General features: G+C 71.9%; 19 protein-coding genes and 1 pseudogene. 12 read left to right on the top strand and 8 right to left on the bottom strand.

Going from position 1 to position 18,194, the window contains the following annotated elements:
• Positions 1–161: 161 nt before the first annotated feature.
• The 5 genes from ACZ7L1_RS12495 to ACZ7L1_RS12475 form a co-directional block, all read right to left on the bottom strand.
• The gene (locus tag ACZ7L1_RS12495; protein ID WP_471436537.1) at positions 162–836 is read right to left on the bottom strand and encodes an urease accessory protein UreF; all 675 of its coding nucleotides are present in this window, start codon (positions 834–836) and stop codon (positions 162–164) included.
• Positions 836–2,557, bottom strand: a complete 1,722-nt coding sequence (locus ACZ7L1_RS12490) for an urease subunit alpha (RefSeq protein ID WP_471436535.1) — start codon at positions 2,555–2,557, stop codon at positions 836–838. Before ACZ7L1_RS12490 ends, ACZ7L1_RS12495 begins: the two co-directional genes overlap by 1 nt.
• Positions 2,550–2,861, bottom strand: a complete 312-nt coding sequence (locus tag ACZ7L1_RS12485; RefSeq protein ID WP_200422093.1) for an urease subunit beta — start codon at positions 2,859–2,861, stop codon at positions 2,550–2,552. Before ACZ7L1_RS12485 ends, ACZ7L1_RS12490 begins: the two co-directional genes overlap by 8 nt.
• A 13-nt stretch (positions 2,862–2,874) precedes the next feature.
• On the bottom strand, positions 2,875–3,177 hold the full coding sequence (locus tag ACZ7L1_RS12480) for an urease subunit gamma (protein WP_103838990.1): 303 nt from the start codon (positions 3,175–3,177) through the stop codon (positions 2,875–2,877).
• 297 nt (positions 3,178–3,474) lie between these two features.
• On the bottom strand, positions 3,475–3,750 hold the full coding sequence (locus tag ACZ7L1_RS12475) for a type II toxin-antitoxin system Phd/YefM family antitoxin (protein WP_471436533.1): 276 nt from the start codon (positions 3,748–3,750) through the stop codon (positions 3,475–3,477).
• 166 nt (positions 3,751–3,916) lie between these two features.
• On the opposite strand from ACZ7L1_RS12475, the gene ACZ7L1_RS12470 reads away from it, so the two are divergent.
• The 4 genes from ACZ7L1_RS12470 to ACZ7L1_RS12455 all read left to right on the top strand — a co-directional run bounded on the left by ACZ7L1_RS12470 (position 3,917) and on the right by ACZ7L1_RS12455 (position 6,648).
• Entirely contained in the window at positions 3,917–4,552 is a 636-nt protein-coding gene (locus ACZ7L1_RS12470; protein WP_471436532.1) for an ATP-dependent Clp protease proteolytic subunit, read from the top strand.
• A 7-nt stretch (positions 4,553–4,559) separates the two neighbouring features.
• On the top strand, positions 4,560–4,865 hold the full coding sequence (locus ACZ7L1_RS12465; RefSeq protein WP_471436531.1) for a hypothetical protein: 306 nt from the start codon (positions 4,560–4,562) through the stop codon (positions 4,863–4,865).
• Positions 4,866–5,379: 514 nt separating this feature from the next.
• Positions 5,380–5,853, top strand: coding sequence for a C40 family peptidase (locus ACZ7L1_RS12460; RefSeq protein WP_471436530.1), 474 nt, complete (start codon positions 5,380–5,382; stop codon positions 5,851–5,853).
• A 249-nt stretch (positions 5,854–6,102) separates the two neighbouring features.
• A complete protein-coding gene (locus ACZ7L1_RS12455) occupies positions 6,103–6,648 on the top strand; it encodes a DUF6328 family protein (RefSeq protein ID WP_471436528.1) in 546 nt (181 codons plus the stop codon).
• Between the two features lie 53 nt (positions 6,649–6,701).
• On the opposite strand, the gene ACZ7L1_RS12450 is transcribed toward ACZ7L1_RS12455, so the two are convergent.
• Complete coding sequence (locus ACZ7L1_RS12450; RefSeq protein WP_471436527.1) at positions 6,702–7,163, bottom strand: ATP-binding protein; 462 nt, start codon at positions 7,161–7,163, stop codon at positions 6,702–6,704.
• A 251-nt stretch (positions 7,164–7,414) separates the two neighbouring features.
• Between ACZ7L1_RS12450 and ACZ7L1_RS12445 the strand changes: the two genes are divergently transcribed.
• Positions 7,415–8,275, top strand: coding sequence for a helix-turn-helix domain-containing protein (locus ACZ7L1_RS12445; protein WP_471436525.1), 861 nt, complete (start codon positions 7,415–7,417; stop codon positions 8,273–8,275).
• Between the two features lie 9 nt (positions 8,276–8,284).
• Entirely contained in the window at positions 8,285–8,503 is a 219-nt protein-coding gene (locus ACZ7L1_RS12440) for a DUF397 domain-containing protein (protein WP_471436523.1), read from the top strand.
• A gap of 172 nt (positions 8,504–8,675) precedes the next feature.
• On the opposite strand, the gene ACZ7L1_RS12435 is transcribed toward ACZ7L1_RS12440, so the two are convergent.
• Positions 8,676–9,803 carry an 8-amino-7-oxononanoate synthase gene (locus ACZ7L1_RS12435; RefSeq protein WP_471436522.1) on the bottom strand — a complete coding sequence of 376 codons (1,128 nt, stop codon included), beginning with the start codon at positions 9,801–9,803 and terminating at the stop codon, positions 8,676–8,678.
• A 146-nt stretch (positions 9,804–9,949) separates the two neighbouring features.
• Here ACZ7L1_RS12435 and bioB point away from each other — a divergent pair, with 146 nt between their 5' ends.
• The 4 genes from bioB (at position 9,950) to ACZ7L1_RS12415 (ending at position 13,973) form a co-directional block, all read left to right on the top strand.
• Positions 9,950–11,140 carry a biotin synthase BioB gene (gene bioB / locus ACZ7L1_RS12430; protein ID WP_471436520.1) on the top strand — a complete coding sequence of 397 codons (1,191 nt, stop codon included), beginning with the start codon at positions 9,950–9,952 and terminating at the stop codon, positions 11,138–11,140.
• Positions 11,133–12,413: an adenosylmethionine--8-amino-7-oxononanoate transaminase gene (locus tag ACZ7L1_RS12425; RefSeq protein ID WP_471436519.1), complete on the top strand. Its 1,281-nt coding sequence runs from the start codon at positions 11,133–11,135 to the stop codon at positions 12,411–12,413. The genes bioB and ACZ7L1_RS12425 overlap by 8 nt, the downstream gene beginning before the upstream one ends.
• 1 nt (position 12,414) lies before the next feature.
• Positions 12,415–13,131: a dethiobiotin synthase gene (gene bioD / locus ACZ7L1_RS12420; RefSeq protein ID WP_471436517.1), complete on the top strand. Its 717-nt coding sequence runs from the start codon at positions 12,415–12,417 to the stop codon at positions 13,129–13,131.
• A gap of 155 nt (positions 13,132–13,286) precedes the next feature.
• Positions 13,287–13,973 carry a class I SAM-dependent methyltransferase gene (locus tag ACZ7L1_RS12415; protein ID WP_471436516.1) on the top strand — a complete coding sequence of 229 codons (687 nt, stop codon included), beginning with the start codon at positions 13,287–13,289 and terminating at the stop codon, positions 13,971–13,973.
• 3 nt (positions 13,974–13,976) lie between these two features.
• Here ACZ7L1_RS12415 and ACZ7L1_RS12410 read toward each other — a convergent pair.
• Positions 13,977–14,178: pseudogene (locus ACZ7L1_RS12410) on the bottom strand (fic family toxin-antitoxin system, toxin component); the annotation flags it as partial.
• A gap of 577 nt (positions 14,179–14,755) precedes the next feature.
• On the opposite strand from ACZ7L1_RS12410, the gene ACZ7L1_RS12405 reads away from it, so the two are divergent.
• Together ACZ7L1_RS12405 and ACZ7L1_RS12400 are read left to right on the top strand one after the other, a co-directional pair.
• Positions 14,756–15,565 (top strand): ABC transporter ATP-binding protein, encoded by an 810-nt coding sequence (locus ACZ7L1_RS12405; protein ID WP_471436514.1) that lies wholly within the window; start codon positions 14,756–14,758, stop codon positions 15,563–15,565.
• Positions 15,566–15,586: 21 nt separating this feature from the next.
• Positions 15,587–18,160, top strand: coding sequence for an ABC transporter permease (locus tag ACZ7L1_RS12400; protein WP_471436512.1), 2,574 nt, complete (start codon positions 15,587–15,589; stop codon positions 18,158–18,160).
• Positions 18,161–18,194 lie beyond the last annotated feature (34 nt).

Raw genomic sequence — 18,194 nt, 5'->3', positions numbered from 1 at the left:
CCACCAGCCCGTCTGGGGATGCCACCCGCTCGGAGCTTGGGAGAGATCGAGGACGAGGCCGTTCGGGCCGATGGGGGTCCAGGGGGCGAGGTCCCCTGGCGGGGTCGAGGGGCTTCGCCCCTGAGGGACGGGGATGGGCAGGGGCGGCGGGGGCGAACCTCCTACGATGCGAACAGACGTACAGGCCAAGCGGCATGCGCCTCCGCCCCGACCTCCAACAGCGGAGCGGACGCCGCAGGCAACGCGCCGACCCCGTCGTCGAGCACACGCCGCGCCGCCTCGCTCGCCTGGTCCACCACCAGATCCAGCTCCGGCGCCAACCGCGCGAGCACCGCCGTGGCATCGAAGGGATCAAGACTGAGCAACCGCACCACGGCGGTGGCCGGCCCACTCACACTCTCGTACGCGGAGCAGTGCGCGGCGTCCTCGGCCCCCAACCCCGCCGCCCGAGCCGCGACGCCCAGCACAACCGGCTGGTGCGCCCCCTTGGGAAACTCCCGCGCCACCGCGTCCAGTTCCCCGGAAGGCCACGCGGCCCGAGCGGCCCGCATCAGCTGCCGCCCCAGCCTGCGCGCGGCGACACGCAGCGCGGCCGACGGCGTACGGGCGTCCGCCGCGGCGTCCAGCGCCGTCGGGTCCACACCGAGCGCGGCCGCCGCGGCCAGCGAGGCGGACACCAGCCCGGCCGTGTGCAGCCGCCCGCGGCAGAAGTCCTCCAGGCTCGCGGCCCCGGTGATCCGCCCCGCGCGGACGGCCGCCTCGGCCCCGCCGGAGTGGGCGTGCCCTCCGGCGGGGAAACGGCCGTCGGCCAGGACGAGAAGCGCTGCCCGGGACATCAGAAGAGGAAGTAACGCTGGGCCATGGGCAGTTCGGCGGCGGGTGTCGCCTCGACCAGCTCGCCGTCGATGTGGACGGCGAAGCTGTCCGGGTCGACCTCGACCCGCGGCCGGGCGTCGTTCTCGCGCATGTCCGCCTTGGTGACGCCGCGCGTCGACTCGATGGCCACGAACTTCTTCCCCAGTACCAGCCGCTCCGGCAGCCCGTCCTCGATCGCGAGCGGCGCCACGAAGTTGAACGAGTTGGACGCGGGCGCCCGCCCGATCGCCCCGTACATCGGGCGCGGCAGGATCGGCTGCGGGGTCGGGATGGACGCGTTGGCGTCGCCCATCTGGGCGTACGCGATCTGCCCGCCCTTGATCACGAGCTGTGGCTTGACGCCGAAGAACGCGGGCTCCCACAGCACGAGGTCGGCGAGCTTGCCGGTCTCGACGGACCCGATCTCGCGGGCGAGGCCCTGCGCGAGAGCCGGGTTGATCGTGTACTTGGCGACATAGCGACGTACGCGGTGGTTGTCCGCGCGGCCGTCGCCCGGCAGCGCGCCCCGGCGCCGCTTCATCACGTGGGCGGTCTGCCAGGTCCGCAGGACGACCTCGCCGACGCGCCCCATGGCCTGGGAGTCGGACGAGATGATCGAGATCGCGCCCAGGTCGTGGAGGATGTCCTCCGCCCCGATCGTGGACGGCCGGATCCGTGACTCCGCGAAGGCCAGGTCCTCCGGCACGGCGGGGTTCAGGTGGTGGCAGACCATCAGCATGTCGAGGTGTTCTTCGGCGGTGTTGACGGTGAACGGCCGGGTGGGGTTGGTGGAGCTGGGCAGCACGTGCGGCTCGGACACCACGGTCATGATGTCCGGCGCGTGCCCGCCGCCCGCGCCCTCGGTGTGATAGGCGTGGATGCCGCGTCCGTTGATCGCGGCGAGCGTGTCACCGACGAAGCCGGCCTCGTTGAGCGTGTCCGTGTGGATGGCGACCTGGATGCCGGTGCGGTCGGCGACGGTCAGGGCGGCGTCGATGACGGCGGGCGTGGAGCCCCAGTCCTCGTGCAGCTTCAGGCCGAGGGCGCCGCCGCGGATCTGGGAGAGCATCGCGTCGTGCGAGACGGTGTTGCCCTTGCCGAGCAGGCCGATGTTGAGCGGGTAGCCCTCCATGGCCTCCAGCATCCGGGCGAGGTGCCAGGGGCCGGGCGTGACGGTGGTCGCCTTGGAGCCCTCGGCGGGTCCGGTGCCGCCGCCGACCAGTGTGGTGACACCGGCGGCGAGGGCCTCGTCGGCGATCTGGGGGCAGATGAAGTGGACGTGCGCGTCGATGGCACCGGCGGTGAGGATGCGGCCGTTGCCGGCGATGATCTCCGTCTCCGGGCCGAGCACCAGGTCCGGGTGGATCCCGTCCATGGTGTCCGGGTTGCCCGCCTTGCCGATGGCCGTGATGCGGCCGTCGCGGATGCCGACGTCCGCCTTGACGATGCCCCAGTGGTCGATGATGACGACACCGGTGATGACGGTGTCGGGGGTGCCGTCCGCGCGGGTGGCACGGGACTGGCCCATGGATTCCCGGATGACCTTGCCCCCGCCGAACACCGCCTCGTCACCGGCGAGCCCGGGACCACCGGAACGATCCTCCTCGATCTCGATCAGGAGGTCGGTGTCGGCGAGCCGGATGCGGTCCCCGGTGGTCGGACCGAACAGGTCGGCGTACGCGGCGCGCGAGATCTCAGGCATCGAGGGCACCTCCGGTCTCCCCGCGCAGTCCGGGCACGACACGGGCTCCGGCGAGCGGGACGAGTTCGACGTCCACGGGGATGCCGGGCTCGAAGCGCACGGCGGTCCCGGCGGCGATGTTCAGCCGCTTGCCGCGCGCGGCGGCCCGGTCGAAGTCCAGACCGGGGTTGGCCTCGGCGAAGTGGTAGTGGGAGCCGACCTGGACGGGCCGGTCGGCGGCGTTGAGGACGGTGAGCCGGGTGACCTCGCGGCCCTCGTTGTAGACGATCGGGCCGTCGTCGAACAGGATCTCTCCGGGAATCATGCGGCCTCCCCCGTCAGACGATCGGGTCGTGGACGGTGACGAGCTTGGTGCCGTCCGGGAAGGTCGCCTCGACCTGGACGTCGTGGATCATCTCGGGGACCCCCTCCATGACGTCGTCCCGGGTGAGCAGCTTGCGCCCGGAGGCCATGAGTTCGGCGACGGTCCGTCCGTCCCGTGCGCCTTCGAGGATGTGCGACGTGATGAGCGCGACCGCCTCGGGGTGGTTGAGCTTCAGCCCCCGGGCCCGGCGCTTCTCGGCGACGTCGGCCGCCACATGGATCAGCAGCCTCTCCTGCTCGTGCGGGGTCAGTTGCACGTCCCACCTCACAGTCCTCGCTCCGGACCGTGCGGGGCCCGGTTGCCGCAGCCACGGGGCAAAGTCCCTGGTGGCGTGGAGGGGCAGGCTAATTGCACCGGGTTTCGAGCACGTTAACCGGTGCCTGCGGCCACCGCGCCGGGTGGGTCTCCGGCGGGTCGCTCGACGAGCGCAAAAAAATCCTGCGGCGCGGCGCCGCTCACCGGGCCCGGGTCCGGCGGCGCGCCGTGCGTGGCCCGCGGACGTCCTGCGGGGGCTTCGCCCGCTGTCGGGAGGCGCCCGGTCGCCGGCCCGCCGTCAGGAGGCGCCCGGTCGCCGGTGTTCCGCAGCGATGCCGAAGCGGTGGCGTTCGCGGGGGGCGGAGCCGGCCTCGCGGACGCTGGAGACCGAGCTGATCACCTGCTCCTCCGCCGCGTCCAGGGCGGCGAGCCGCTCGAGGTCGGCGGCGGAGACCAGGGCGACGAGAGGCTTTCCGTGCCGCGTCACGACGACGCGCTCGCCGCCGTACACCACGCGGTTGATCAGATCGGCGAGCTCAGCCCTGGCTTGCGTCACCGGAATCTCGTAGGCCATGACGTCCAGCTTAGACCGAGGCCTCCACCGGCCTCCCGGGGTGGAAGCGGGGCCGGGGACGGGCGGGATCCGACGCGCAGCCGTTTTCGCTGACAGCATGCTTCCCACCACAGAGAACGTACGTCCTGTACATTTTTTACGGAGCCAGCCCGAGGAGGCGCATGTCATGAACCGACCGTCCGCCCGCCATGTCCTGCCCGAGTTCACCGAACGCACCGGCTACGGGCAGCGGACCCTCGATCCGTACGCGAAGCTTCTCGAGGAGCGGATCGTGTTCCTCGGAACGCCGGTCGACGACACGTCGGCCAACGACGTGATGGCGCAGTTCATGCACCTGGAGTACCTGGATCCGGACCGGGACATCTCGCTGTACATCAACTCCCCCGGCGGCTCCTTCAGCGCGATGGCCGCCATCTACGACACGATGCAGTACGTCGGCTGCGACGTGGAGACGATCTGCCTCGGACAGGCGGCGTCGGCCGCGGCCGTCCTGCTCGCCGGGGGCACACCCGGCAAGCGGTTCGCACTGCCCGGCGCCCGTATGGTCATCCACCAGCCGTCCCTGCCGGAGCCCGTTCAGGGGCAGGCCAGCGACCTGTTCATCCAGGCCGAGGAGCTGACGCGGATCCGCAGCCGCCTGGAGGAGATGCTCGTCCGGCACACCGGGCAGAGCCCGGAGCGGATCGCCGCCGACATCGAGCGGGACACGATCCTCGACGCGTCGGCGGCGGTGGAGTACGGCCTGATCGACCGCGTCATCCCGAGCCGCAGGGCCTCGGGCACCACACCCGGCGCGAGGTGAGCCGCGGATGCTGCCACCGGAACTGCCCCCGCTGCCCGCGCTGACCCGGGCCGAGGCGGAGTTGATCGACCGTTATCTCGACGTGGTCGACCTGCTCGGCCGTATCAACCCGGCACACTCCGGGGACACCTACCGTGGTCTGCGCGCCGCCCAGGCCCTGGTGACCAAGGCGACCGCGCTGCGCGAGGCGCTGACGCTGATGCACCAGCGCGGGGAGGACGAGCTGCACGGTCCCACCCTCGCCCGGGCCCTCCGCGTCCTCGACGGCGAGCGCCGCGCGGCCCGCGTCACCGTGCCGCCGGACCCCGGCTGACGGAAAGTGAGCCCTCCACGTGCGGCGCGCGATTGCCCGAGCAGGCCGAACGGGGTACCGCCGGCTGGGTAGTTCTCTCTCCTCCCCGGAGCCCGGAGAAGTCGCACAACGTGTGGAGCGCCAGGGCGGAATGATCTGCTCCGGTGCAGGTCCGGGCCTCGTCCACCCCCTCAACGCCCTTCGAACAAAAGGTTGTCCACCCGAACGGGCGAGTGGTGAGTAATGCCACAAAGCCCCGATTCCGTTGTGATTTTCCGACGCCTTTAGGTGAAGATCCCTTCCTGACGACAAGCCCCCGCCACCGCGGCGGGGCGGTCCGGGCGGACGCCGAGTCCTGCCGCCGTCCGGATGACAGGTCGACAGGAGTGGATCGGCAGGAGTGGAGGACCCAGCAAGGCGGGCCGCCGGAGAGATCCGGGCGGCCCTTGGGGTGAAGCCGCGTCAGCGGCCGGGCTACTTCGCCAGTCCGAATCCGACAGGTCATCCTTCACAGGCGGCTGACGAAGGGTTGCGCATGACTGCGCTCAATCGAGTCCCGTCGCTGCTGGGCCGGGCCGGAACGGCCTCCGCCCTCACCATCGCCGCCGTCGGCGGCAGCATCGCGGTTCCCGGCATCGCCTCCGACGCCTCCGCCGCGGCCCCGGCGACGAAGGCACTGCAGGTCGCGGCGTCCAAGAAGGGATCCCCCTACCAGTACGGCGCCGCAGGGCCGCGTCGCTTCGACTGCTCCGGGCTGACGGTGTACGCGTTCAAGAAGGCGGGCAAGACCCTGCCCCGGACGGCGGCGGCGCAGTACAACAAGACGTGGCACATCTCCGCCGCCCAGCGGCAGGCCGGGGACCTGGTGTTCTTCCACTCGGGCCGGAACGTCTACCACGTCGGCATCTACGCCGGGAAGGGCAAGATCTGGCACTCCCCGAAGACCGGGGCGGTCGTCAGGCTGGAGAAGATCTGGACGAAGAGCGTCTGGTACGGCCGCGTCCGCTGAGGCCGTACGGCGGGGTGACGGCGGTTGTCCGCCGTCACCCCACGACGCACTCCAGCCCCGCCTGGCGCAAGGGCACGAGGGCGCACAGCTCGCACAGGGGTGCACACGGCGCACAGGGCGCTGAAAAACCCCCATCGCGGCGCGCGACCGTGTCGCGGGCGCGCGCCCGCCCGTCCCCCAGGAACGGACGCACCGGTGCGGACGCCCCGGGACGGGCGTGAGGAGAGGGGAAGCGGATACTCGTTGACCATGGCCGATCGACCTCCCGAACAGGCACGACGCGAGACCCCCCTGGAGCGTGCCGACCGCAACTTCTCCGAGTTGCTGCAGGAGCTGCGTGTCACCCAGACAGGGGTGCAGATCCTGTTCGCGTTCCTGCTGACGCTGGCCTTCACCCAGCGCTTCCCGACCCTGGACACGGTCCAGCGCGCCACCTATGTGACGACGCTCCTGCTCGCCATGCTGGCCGCGGCCCTGTTCACGGCGCCCGCCGCACTGCACCGGTCGCTGTTCCAGCAGAACGCCAAGGCCGCCATCGTGAAGGTCTCCTCCCGTCTGGCCACGATCGGGATGGGCGTGCTGATGCTGGCGTTCACCGGATCGGTCCTGCTGGTGGTGGACGTGTCCCTCGGCCGCGCGGCCGGGATCGCGGCCGGCGCGGGAACGCTGCTGGTGTGCGTGGGGCTGTGGCGCGTCCTGCCCTGGGTGGTGCGGCGCGCGGTCGTCGCACCACGGCGGGCTTCCGGAGGGTCGGAGCACTCGGCGGGCCGAGAGCCGCCCGAGGGGCTTCGGTGACCGCCTGTCCCTCGGCCGTGGTACGCACCTCGGCGGCCCGGCGTCGGCACCGTTCACGCCTCTCCCGGTCCCGGTGATGCCGCGACCGGCTGCATCGGCTTGGTCCACGGCAGTTCGATCGCGACCGTCTTGCCGCCCTCGCGCGTGGGCCGCACGCTGAGCCTCCCGCCGCACTCGGCGGTCAGACACCGGATGATCACCATGCCCCGCCCGTTGTCCTGCTGCACTGCAGCCGGTAGGCGCTTGGGGAAGCGCGGGTGGCTGTCGGTGACCCCGATGCGCAGTAACTCGTCCCGGTCGAGTGCGATGTCGACCGTGAAGGTGGGCGACTGCCCGAGGGTGTGCTGCACGGCGTTGGTGGCGAGTTCGGACACGATCAGGCGGACGGTGTCGGCGACTTCGGCGTCGCCGGGCATTCCCCATTCGACGAGAACGCTCGAGACGTATTTTCGGGCGGTGGAGACCGAGGCGGGATCGCTCGGCAGAGTGACGGATGCTTCCTGATGGTCTGCCATGGCGACGTCGTCCCTTTCCCACGGGACCGGAGTCCGACACGGAGCGGTTGGTTTGAGTAACGGTCCCGGACTTGGTGCTGCGCGCCAGCCTGCCACCACCTGGGCTCTGTCGGGCCCGATCCCCCGCGATATGCATATATCTGTCGCTCGAAGCGGTGAACTCTGCGACGACCGAGCGAGTTTGGGGTGCGCTCGGGCTCATCCTCTACCGTCTCGCCGTGAGACAGCGCGCCGTGCGGAAGGAGTCGGCCATGCAGTACGGACCAGCGGTGCGCCGCCGCAAGCTCGGCGCCGAATTGCGCGCCCTGCGCGCCCGGAAGGGGCTCACGAGCGGGGAGGCGGCCGGCCTCGTCGGCTGGCACCAGTCGAAGGTGAGCCGGATCGAGACGGGCTCCAGCGGGGTCAAGCCGGCGGACGTACGCCTGCTGCTGGACGCGTACGGCGTCCAGGACCCCGAGTTGCGGGACCTGCTGCTGGTACTGGCGGGCTCGGAGGACGGCGGCGGCCGGCAGAACTGGTGGCACGCCTACCGCGGCGTGCTGCCGCCGACCTACCGGGATTTCATCAGCCTGGAGTCCCAGGCGAGCGGCATGCGCACCCTGGAGACGTCCGTGGTGCCGGGCCTGCTGCAGACGCCCGAGTACGCCCGGGCCGTGACCCGGGCGGCCGTCGGCACCCTGGAGGACGCCAAGCTGGACGCCCTGGTGGAGGTGCGGCTGGCCCGCCAGGACGTGCTGCGCGCGGATCCCCCGCTGGAACTGAGCGCGGTCCTGGACGAGGCGGTGCTGCGGCGGGAGATCGGCGGGCCGGGGGTCATGGCGCGGCAGCTGAGGCGCCTGCTGGAGGCGGCCCGGCTGCCCCAAGTACGGCTCCAGATCCTGCCGTTCACCGCCGGGGCCCACATCGGCATCACCGGGCCTTTCGTTATCTTCTCATTTCCGAGCAGATCCGATCTGGATGTAGTCGTTCTCGACCACTTGACGAGTAGCCTCTATCTCGAGCGGAAAGAAGACCTCCAGGCCTACAGCGAGGCCTTCACGTCCCTTCAGATCCACGCCCTTTCGCCCGAGGAATCGTTGGATTACATCGCCGCGTTGGCCGGCGACGCGTAAGGAGGCACCATGTCAGCCCCCCACATCCCTTCCAGCACCTGTCTCGACGGTGTGCGGTGGTTGCGCAGCAGCCGTAGTACGGGAATGAACAACTGCGTCGAGACCGCCCGTCCGGGCCCCGGTCCCTGGGCCGGACGGGTGGCCGTACGCGACTCCAAGAGGGTGACCGGGCCGGCCCTGACGTTCAGCCCCGAAGCGTGGAAGGAGTTCCTGAAAGGGCTGAACTGACCACGTCCATCGGCGGAAATCGGCGGTGAGTGAGCCGATTTCGAGCCACATTCCGGGTCGCTTCGCCAAGGGCACTTCCGTGGGACCGCCTCCGTACGACGGCGTACGGGTCAGGTCCCCGTGACGCGCGATGCACGGCCGTCTCGCCGACTCACGGTCGCGTCTCGCCGACTCACGGTCGCGTCTCGCCGATCACCCGCACGGCGTGCTCGACCTGCCCATCGGTGAGATCCGCACGGGCGGTCAGCCGCAGCCGTGAGATGCCGTCCGGCACGGACGGCGGGCGGAAGCAGCCGACGACGACCCCGGCCGCCCGGCAGTCGGCCGCCCACCGTACGGCCTGCTCCGGGGAGGGTGCCCGCACGGAGACCACGGCGGCGTCCGGACGCACCGTCTCATGGCCCTCGGCCGTGAGACGGGCGTGCAGGGCCGCCGCCACCGTGCGGGCCCGCTCGGCGCGCTCCGGCTCGCGGCGCAGCAGACGCAGCGCCGCGAGTGCCGCGCCCGCCGCGGCCGGGGCGAGCCCGGTGTCGAAGATGAACGTCCGGGCCGCGTTGACCAGATGGTCGATCACATGCGCCGGTCCGAGGACGGCGCCGCCCTGGCTGCCCAGTGACTTCGACAGCGTCACCGTCGCCACCACGTCCGGCGTGCCCGCGAGCCCGGCCGCGTGCGGGGCGCCCCGGCCGCCGGCCCCGAGGACGCCGAGTCCGTGCGCGTCGTCGACGACCAGCCCGGCGCCGTAGGCGCGGCAGGCGGACGCCAGTTCGGCCAGCGGTGCCGCGTCGCCGTCCACCGAGAAGACCGTGTCGCACACCGCGACCGCGGGCCCTTCATGGGTGTCGAGCGCCTTGCGCACGGCGTCGGGGTCGGCGTGCGCGACGACCTGGGTGGTGCCGCGCGCCAGCCGGCAGCCGTCGATGAGCGAGGCGTGGTTGCCCGCGTCCGAGACGATCAGGGAGCCGTGCGGGGCGAGCGCGGTGACGGCCGCGAGGTTGGCCGCGTACCCGGAGGAGAAGACGAGAGCCGCCTCGAAGCCGCAGAACTCGGCCAGTTCGCGTTCCAGCTCGCCGTGCAGCTCGGTGGTGCCGGTGACGAGCCGCGAGCCGGTCGAGCCGCCGCCCCACCGCCGGGCCGCCTCCGCGGCGCCCTCGATGACCTCCGGGTGACGGGCGAGGCCCAGGTAGTCGTTGCTCGCGAGGTCCAGGAGCGGGGAGTCGGCGGCGCGGGGGCGCAGGGTGCGGACCAGTCCGGCCCGGCGGCGTGCCTGTGCCTGCTCGTCGATCCAGCCGAACGCCATGGCTCCTCCGCGGTTTTGTAGGCAGTGCACAGACCCTAGCGGGATGATCAGCCGCCCAGGATGTGGCAATACCCACACGTCGAACCGTCTCTGTTGTGCAAACTCTCCTTGGCCCGGGGCGGTCCTGTAGGACAGGATCGGCTCTCATGGACCTGCTGAACACGCTGGTGGACAAGGGGTTGCGGCGCGAGCCGCCGACCCGCGAGGAGGCTCTCGCCGTTCTCGCCACTTCCGACGACGACGTGCTCGATGTGGTGGCCGCGGCCGGCAAGGTGCGCCGCCACTGGTTCGGCCGACGGGTGAAACTCAACTATCTCGTCAACCTCAAGTCCGGCCTGTGCCCCGAGGACTGCTCCTACTGCTCCCAGCGGCTCGGCTCGAAGGCGGACATCCTCAAGTACACCTGGCTGAAGCCGGACGAGGCCTCCCAGGCCGCGGCGGCCGGTGTGGCGGGCGGCGCGAAGCGGGTGTGCCTCGTCGCCAGCGGTCGCGGACCCACCGACCGGGACGTGGAGCGGGTCTCCGACACCATCAAGACGATCAAGGAGCAGAACGAGGGCGTCGAGGTGTGCGCCTGCCTCGGCCTGCTCTCCGACGGCCAGGCGGAACGGCTGCGCGCGGCAGGCGCCGACGCCTACAACCACAACCTGAACACCTCCGAGGGGACGTACGGGGACATCACCACCACGCACACCTACGCCGACCGGGTGGACACGGTGCAAAAGGCGCACGCCGCCGGCCTGTCGGCCTGTTCCGGTCTCATCGCGGGCATGGGCGAGAGCGACGAGGACCTGGTCGACGTGGTCTTCGCGCTGCGTGCGCTGGACCCGGACTCCGTTCCGGTGAACTTCCTGATCCCGTTCGAGGGCACCCCGCTCGCGAAGGAGTGGAACCTGACGCCGCAGCGGTGTCTGCGGATCCTGGCGATGGTCCGCTTCGTGTGCCCGGACGTCGAGGTGCGCATCGCGGGCGGCCGCGAGGTCCACCTCCGTACGCTGCAGCCGCTCGCCCTGCATCTGGCCAACTCCATCTTCCTGGGCGACTACCTCACCAGTGAGGGCCAGGCGGGCAAGGCGGACCTGGAGATGATCGCGGACGCCGGGTTCGAGGTGGAGGGCACGGACCAGGTGACCCTGCCCGGGCACCGGGCCGCGACGGGCGGATGCGGCTCGCACGAGGGCGCCGGGTGCGGGTCCCACGAGGGCGCCGGGTGCGGGTCCCACGAGGGTGGCGGTGTGTGCGGTTCCGCCGCGGTGCCGTCCGTCGACGAGCCCCGTACGGACCTGGTCGCCGTACGCCGTCGCGGTGCCGGAACGGACCTCGCGCCCAATGCCTGACCTGCCCGTGGACGTGCTGCTGGCGCTGGACCGGCAGCACGTCTGGCATCCGTACGGTCCCATGCCGGGACGGCAGGAGCCGCTCGTCGTGGAGTCGGCGAGCGGGGTGCGGCTGCGGCTCGCGGACGGCTCGGGAGAGCTGGTCGACGGGATGTCGTCCTGGTGGTCGGCGATCCACGGCTACAACCACCCGGTCCTCAACGAGGCCGCGCGCGAGCAGCTGGCGCGGATGAGCCATGTGATGTTCGGCGGGCTCACCCACGAGCCCGCCGTCCGGCTGGCGAAGCTCCTGGTCGACATCGCGCCCGAGGGTCTGGAGCATGTGTTCCTCGCGGACTCCGGGTCGGTGTCGGTCGAGGTCGCGGTCAAGATGTGCCTGCAGTACTGGCGCTCGCTCGGCCGCCCCGGCAAGCGGCGCCTGATGACCTGGCGCGGCGGCTACCACGGCGACACCTGGCAGCCGATGTCCGTGTGCGACCCCGAGGGCGGGATGCACCAGCTGTGGCAGGGCGTGCTGCCCCGCCAGGTGTTCGCCGACGCGCCGCCGGTGGAGTACGAGGAGGGGTACGCGGAGCGTCTGCGCGCCCTGGTGGAACGGCACGCGGACGAGCTGGCCGCGGTGATCGTGGAGCCGGTGGTGCAGGGAGCGGGCGGGATGCGGTTCCACTCCCCCGCGTACCTGCGGGTGCTGCGGGAGGCGTGCGACGCGCACGACGTGCTGCTGGTGTTCGACGAGATCGCCACCGGGTTCGGGCGTACGGGCGCGCTGTTCGCGGCGGAGCACGCGGCGGTGACACCGGACGTGATGTGCGTGGGCAAGGCGCTGACCGGCGGTTACCTGACGATGGCCGCGACGCTGTGCACGCCTCGGGTGGCCGAGGGGATCTCGCGGGGCGAGGTGCCGGTGCTCGCGCACGGGCCCACGTTCATGGGCAACCCGCTCGCGGCCGCCGTGGCGTGCGCCTCGGTGGACCTGCTGCTCGGCCAGGACTGGCGTTCGGAGGTCAAGCGGATCGAGACGGGCCTCAGGGAGGGACTCGCCGAGGCGGGGGACCTGCCGGGGGTGCGGGATGTGCGGGTGCTCGGCGCCATCGGCGTCGTGCAGCTCGGCCACGAGGTGGACATGGCGGCGGCGACCCGGGCCGCGGTGCGCGAGGGAGTGTGGCTGCGGCCGTTCCGGGACCTCGTCTACACGATGCCGCCGTATGTGACCGGGGATGCGGACGTGGCACGGATCGCGCGCGCGGTGTGCGCGGCGGCACGGGAAGGGTGACATGACGGTACTGGTGATCACAGGGATCGGCACGGAGATCGGCAAGACGGTCACGACGGCCGCCGTCGCCGCGGTGGCCGTCGCCGCCGGGCGGTCCGTGGCGGTGCTCAAGCCCGCGCAGACGGGGGTAGGGCCGGACGAGCGCGGGGACGCCGACGAGGTGGTCCGGCTCGCGGGGGCCGTGAGGACGCGTGAACTCGCCCGCTACCCCGAGCCGTTGGCGCCCGCGACGGCCGCCCGGCGGGCAGGGACGGCGCCCGTGCGGCCGCACGAGGTGGCGGAGGCCGCCGCGAAACTGGCCGTCGAGCACGACCTGGTCCTCGTGGAGGGGGCCGGCGGGCTGCTCGTGCGGTTCGACGACGAGGGCGGCACCCTGGCGGACGCGGCACGGTTGCTGGACGCGCCGGTGCTGGTGGTGGCGTCGGCGGGCCTCGGCACGCTGAACTCGACGGAGCTGACGGTACGTGAACTCCGCCGCCGGCAGCTGGAGCCGGCGGGCGTGGTCATCGGCAGCTGGCCGAAGTCCCCTGACCTCGCCTCCCGCTGCAACCTGGCGGACCTTCCGACGGTGACCGAAACCCCGCTGCTCGGCGCGCTGCCCGCGGGGGCCGGGTCCCGCGCACCTGCCGCATTCCGGGCCGAGGCCGCCGACTGGCTGGCGCCCCGACTGGGCGGGACGTGGGACGCCGAGAGCTTCGCGTCGAGATTCGCGCCGTAGAGGCCGGCGGGCCGTCTCCTGGGCCGAGCGAGGAGACGCTCGCGTCGGCGTCGGTCGGTGACCGGCCGGGATGCACGAGGGTCCGCGCGGCGCGGATGCCTGGGACGTGCGCGGGGCAGAATGCGGTTACGCCCGTCCTGTCCGGGAGGTGCTCCATGCCGCTGCGGTCCGTCCGCTCCCGCGCGGTGCCGCGGGACTCCGTGCACCATCCGATCTTCGCCCGCTCCTACGCCCGGCTCAGCGTCGCCGCCGAGACGCGCCTCGGACTGGGCGCCGTACGGGACCGGTTGCTCGCCGGGCTCTCCGGCCGGGTCATCGAGATCGGCGCCGGCAACGGCCTGAACTTCGCCCACTACCCGAGCACCGTCTCCGAGGTCGTCGCGATCGAACCGGAGCGGCTGCTGCGGCACAAGGCGGTCGAGGCCGCCCTGCGTGCCGACGTCCCGGTGGACGTGGTGCCGGGCGCGGCGGAGGCGCTGCCGGTCAAGAGCGAGGCCTTCGACGCGGCGGTCCTTTCGTTGGTGCTGTGCAGCGTGCGGGACGTGTCCCGGGCCCTCGGCGAGGTGCGCAGGGTGCTGCGGCCCGGCGGCACCCTGCGCTTCTACGAGCACGGCGCGGGCGGCGGGCCCGTGATGCGGTACGCCCAGCGCGCCCTGGACCGCACGGTGTGGCCCCCGCTCAGCGGCGGCTGCCACCTCTCCCGGGACCCGGTGGCGGCCCTGCGCGCCGCCGGTTTCGAACTGGGCCCATACCGGCGGCTGCTCATGCCGGAGAAGGGACCGCCCCTGCCCACCTCGTACTGCGTGCTGGGCACCGCCTGGCGGCCGGGCCTCCCAGAGTAGCCGTCACAGGCTCCACTGGCGCAGCTCCTGCGCGATGTCGTGCACGGAGGCGTCCCCGCTCTTGACCAGCCGGGCCAGATCCGCACCTGTTCCGGTGAGGTGACGACCTTGACGTCGCCGGCGACGAGACGGGCGTAGGCGACCGCGGACGCGAACAGCGTGTTGGAGCCTCCGGTGCCGGAACGTGCAGCAGCAGCTGGAGCAGCTCCATCGTCAGCCGAGTCCGCGGCCCGAATGGCGCCTGGGCCTTCATCGCTCGCCTCCGGACCGTCCGCCCCGGCGAGGAATACCGCACCCAGACCTCAGCCGCGTGGTCGGGCGGACAGTCATCAGCCCGAGACCGCCAGGAGACGGTGACTGACATCGCCAGCCCAGTCATCGATCATCGCCAGGCCGGGTTGTCAGTGGGCACGAACGCCCCGAAGAGCGACCCGTACTCTTCGCCCGACTCAGTGACCGCCACATGGCCCGGTTCGGTCCTCGCCACCGCGTTTCGCAGTCGCGCAACACCACAGGTCGGTGCCCGCCCTCGTCGTGACACAGGACTGCGAGCAGATGATCGGTTGACGTCACGGCGCGGACCCTGACAGGAGCCACCGACAGAGACCCGGCCCCGGAAACAAAACACCTCGACGCCAGCGCCGGGTTGCCGGCACCGCCAAGAGGGCGATCGGGAGACCGGCCCGGCCTGGGGGGATACCCGGTGTGCGGTGCATCACATTACGCTCGGCCGGGACGGGGAAGACCAAAGCGTCGGGACGTCCACGACGAAGGAGGCCCTCTTGTCCACTGCTGCAGCGGAGCACGCCCCGGGGCGCGCGGAGGCGGACGGGATCGCCGCCCGTGCCCGGGGCCTGACGAAGGCGTACGGCTCGGGTGAGACGGCGGTGCTCGCCCTGGACTCGGTCGACGTGGACATCGCGCGCGGCCGCTTCACCGCGGTGATGGGCCCTTCCGGCTCCGGGAAGTCCACGCTGATGCACTGTCTGGCGGGCCTCGACACCGTGTCGGCGGGCCAGGTGTGGCTCGGCGACACCGAGATCACGGGCCTGAAGGACCGCGAGCTGACGCGCCTGCGCCGGGACCGGATCGGCTTTATGTTCCAGTCGTTCAATCTGATCCCGACGCTGAACGCGGCCGAGAACATCACGCTGCCCATGGACATCGCGGGCAGGAAACCCGACCCGGAGTGGCTCGACCAGGTGATCGACACGCTGGGGCTGCGGGACCGGCTCGGGCACCGTCCCTCCCAGTTGTCCGGCGGGCAGCAGCAGCGCGTCGCCTGCGCCCGGGCGCTCGCCTCCCGCCCCGAGCTGATCTTCGCGGACGAGCCGACGGGCAACCTGGACTCCCGGGCGGGGCTCGAGGTGCTGGGGTTCCTGCGCAGGGCCGTGGACGAACTGGGACAGACCGTCGTCATGGTCACCCACGATCCGGGCGCGGCGGCCCACTCCGATCTGGTGCTGTTCCTGGCGGACGGGCGGATCGTGGACGAGATGGAGCGGCCCACGGCCGAGGCCGTGCTGGAGCGCATGAAGCGGTTCGACACGGTCCGGGCGGTCTTCGACGGCGCGTCCGGCCGCGAGAACTGAGGACGTCGGACTGGTGCGACCATGCTGAAGGCGACGCTGCGCAGCTTCCTCGCGCACAAGGGACGGCTCGCGCTCTCCGCGCTGGCCGTGCTCCTGTCGGTGGCGTTCGTCGCGGGCAGCCTGATCTTCTCGGACACGGTCTCCCGGACATTCGACCGGCTGTTCGCCTCCACGGCGGCCGATGTCACCGTGAGCCCGCGACAGGACCTGCCGTCCCGGATCCCGTCCGGGGCGACGCCGACCCTTCCGGCCTCGCTGGCCGCCCGGGTGGCCCGGGTGGACGGCGTCGCCGCCGCGCAGGCCGACGTCGCCGTTCAGAACATCACGGTCGTCGACCGCAGGAACGATCCGGTGGGTCCCACCACCGGCGCGCCCACCATCGCCAGGAACTGGTCCGTCACGAAGCACAGTCCCGTTCGGCTCACGTCCGGGCACGCCCCGCAGGGTCCCGGCGAGGCGCTGCTGGACGCGGACACCGCCCGGCACAAGCACGTGCGGATCGGCGACACGCTGACGGTGGTCGCCCGTCCCGGGTCGTTCAAGGTGCGCGTGACCGGGATCGCCACCTTCACCACCACCAACCCTGGCGCCGCCCTGGTCTTCCTGGACACCCCGACCGCGCAGACCAGGCTGCTGGGCCGCCCGGACGTGGCCACGAGCATCTCCGTCGACGCGGCACCGGGCGTGGGTGACGCACGGCTCAGGCAGCGGATCGCCGCGACGATCGGCACGACCTCCTACGACCTGAGGACCGCGGCCGAACAGGCCAAGTCCGACACCGACCGGCTCGGCGCGTTCCTCGACGTGATCAAGTACGTGATGGTGGGCTTCGCCGGGATCGCCGTGCTGGTGGGCGTGTTCCTCATCGTCAACACGTTCTCGATGCTGATCGCCCAGCGCACCCGCGAGCTGGGGCTGCTGCGCGCCCTGGGCGCCGAGCGGCGGCAGGTGCGCCGGTCCGTGCTGACCGAGGCGCTACTGCTCGGCCTGGTCGGCTCGACGCTGGGGCTGGCCGCGGGGATCGGGCTCGCGGCCGGGCTGATCCGGCTGATGAGCGTGTTCGGCATGAACATCAGGTCCACCGAGATGGTGATCGGCTGGGTCACTCCCGTCGCCGCCTACGCGGTCGGGGTCGGCGTCACCTTCGTCGCCGCCTACCTCCCGGCCCGGCGCGCGGCCCGCGTCTCCCCCATGGCGGCCCTCGCGGACGCCGAGGTCGCCGGTGTCGGCCGGCCGTTGACGCTGCGCGCGGTGGCGGGGGCGATCGTCGGCGCACTCGGCGTGGCCGCGCTGGCGGGCTGCGCCCGGGCGACGAGGACCGCGCCCGCCACCGCGCTGCTCGGCATCGGTGTGGTGCTCACACTCGTCGCGACCGTGATCGCGGGCCCGCTGCTGGTGCGTCCGCTGATCCGGGTGCTGGGGGCGGCCTTCCCCGCCCTGTTCGGCTCGATCGGCCGGATGAGCCAGCGCAACGCCCTGCGCAATCCGCGCCGCACCGGGGCCACCGCCTCCGCCCTGATGGTCGGGCTCGCGCTGGTGGCCGGGATGTCGGTGGCGAGCACGTCCATGTCCAGGTCGTTCGACCAGCAGATCGACAAGACGCTGGGCGCGGACTTCGTGGTGCAGAGCAGATCGGGAACACCCGAGCCCTTCCCCCAGGAGATCACCGACCGGGTCCGTGCCACGGAGGGTGCCGGGCTCGTCGTCCGGCAGCGGTACACGCCCGTGGCGATCGTGCTGCCGGACGGCGAGCGGATCACGACCACGGCCACGGCCTTCGACCGGCGGCTCGACGAGGTCGCCCACCTCACCTACGTCCGGGGCGGCACGGCCACCGCGCTCGGGGACGGCGCCCTCGCCATGGACGTGGCGTTCGCCAGGGACCACGGCGTCCGCCTGGGGTCCACGATCCCTGTGCGGTTCCCGGGCGAACGCCGCACCGATCTGAGGGTCGGCGCGCTCACCGACCAGGCCGGTTCGAACAACTTCAGTACGCGGGGCGGGCTGTTCTTCGGCATGGGGACGCTCCAGAGGTACGTACCGCAGGGGCAGGACACGGCGCTCTTCGTGAACGCGGCACCCGGCACCTCAAAGGACCGGTTGCGCGACCGGCTGGAGAAGACCCTCGCCCCCTACCCACAGGTCCAGGCCCGCGACCAGGCCGACTACAAGAAGCTGGTGCACAACCAGATCGCGGTGCTGCTCTACCTGGTCTACGCGTTGCTGGGCCTCGCGATCGTCATCGCGGTGCTCGGGGTCGTCAACACCCTGGCCCTGTCCGTCGTCGAGCGCACGCGGGAGATCGGCCTGCTGCGCGCGATCGGACTGGCCCGGGGGCAGTTGCGGCGCATGATCCGGCTGGAGTCGGTGGTGATCGCGGTGTTCGGCGCCGTCCTCGGGCTGGCACTGGGGATCGTGTGGGGTCTGTGCACACAGCGGGTACTGGCGTTGCAGGGCATGAAGGCGCTGGCGATCCCGTGGGGCACCATCGCCGCCGTCATGGTGGGGTCGGCGGTCGTGGGGGTGGTGGCGGCGCTGCTGCCGGCGTTGCGTGCGTCGCGCATGAATGTGCTGGCGGCGATCGCGCACGAGTGATGGAATCGCGTGGGGTACTCAAGTCGCTTCGAGA

The organism is Streptomyces sp. NPDC107546, from assembly GCF_055639175.1.
The sequence above is the reverse complement of the archived record's forward strand: the minus strand, read 5'-3'. Positions and strand labels throughout refer to the sequence as shown.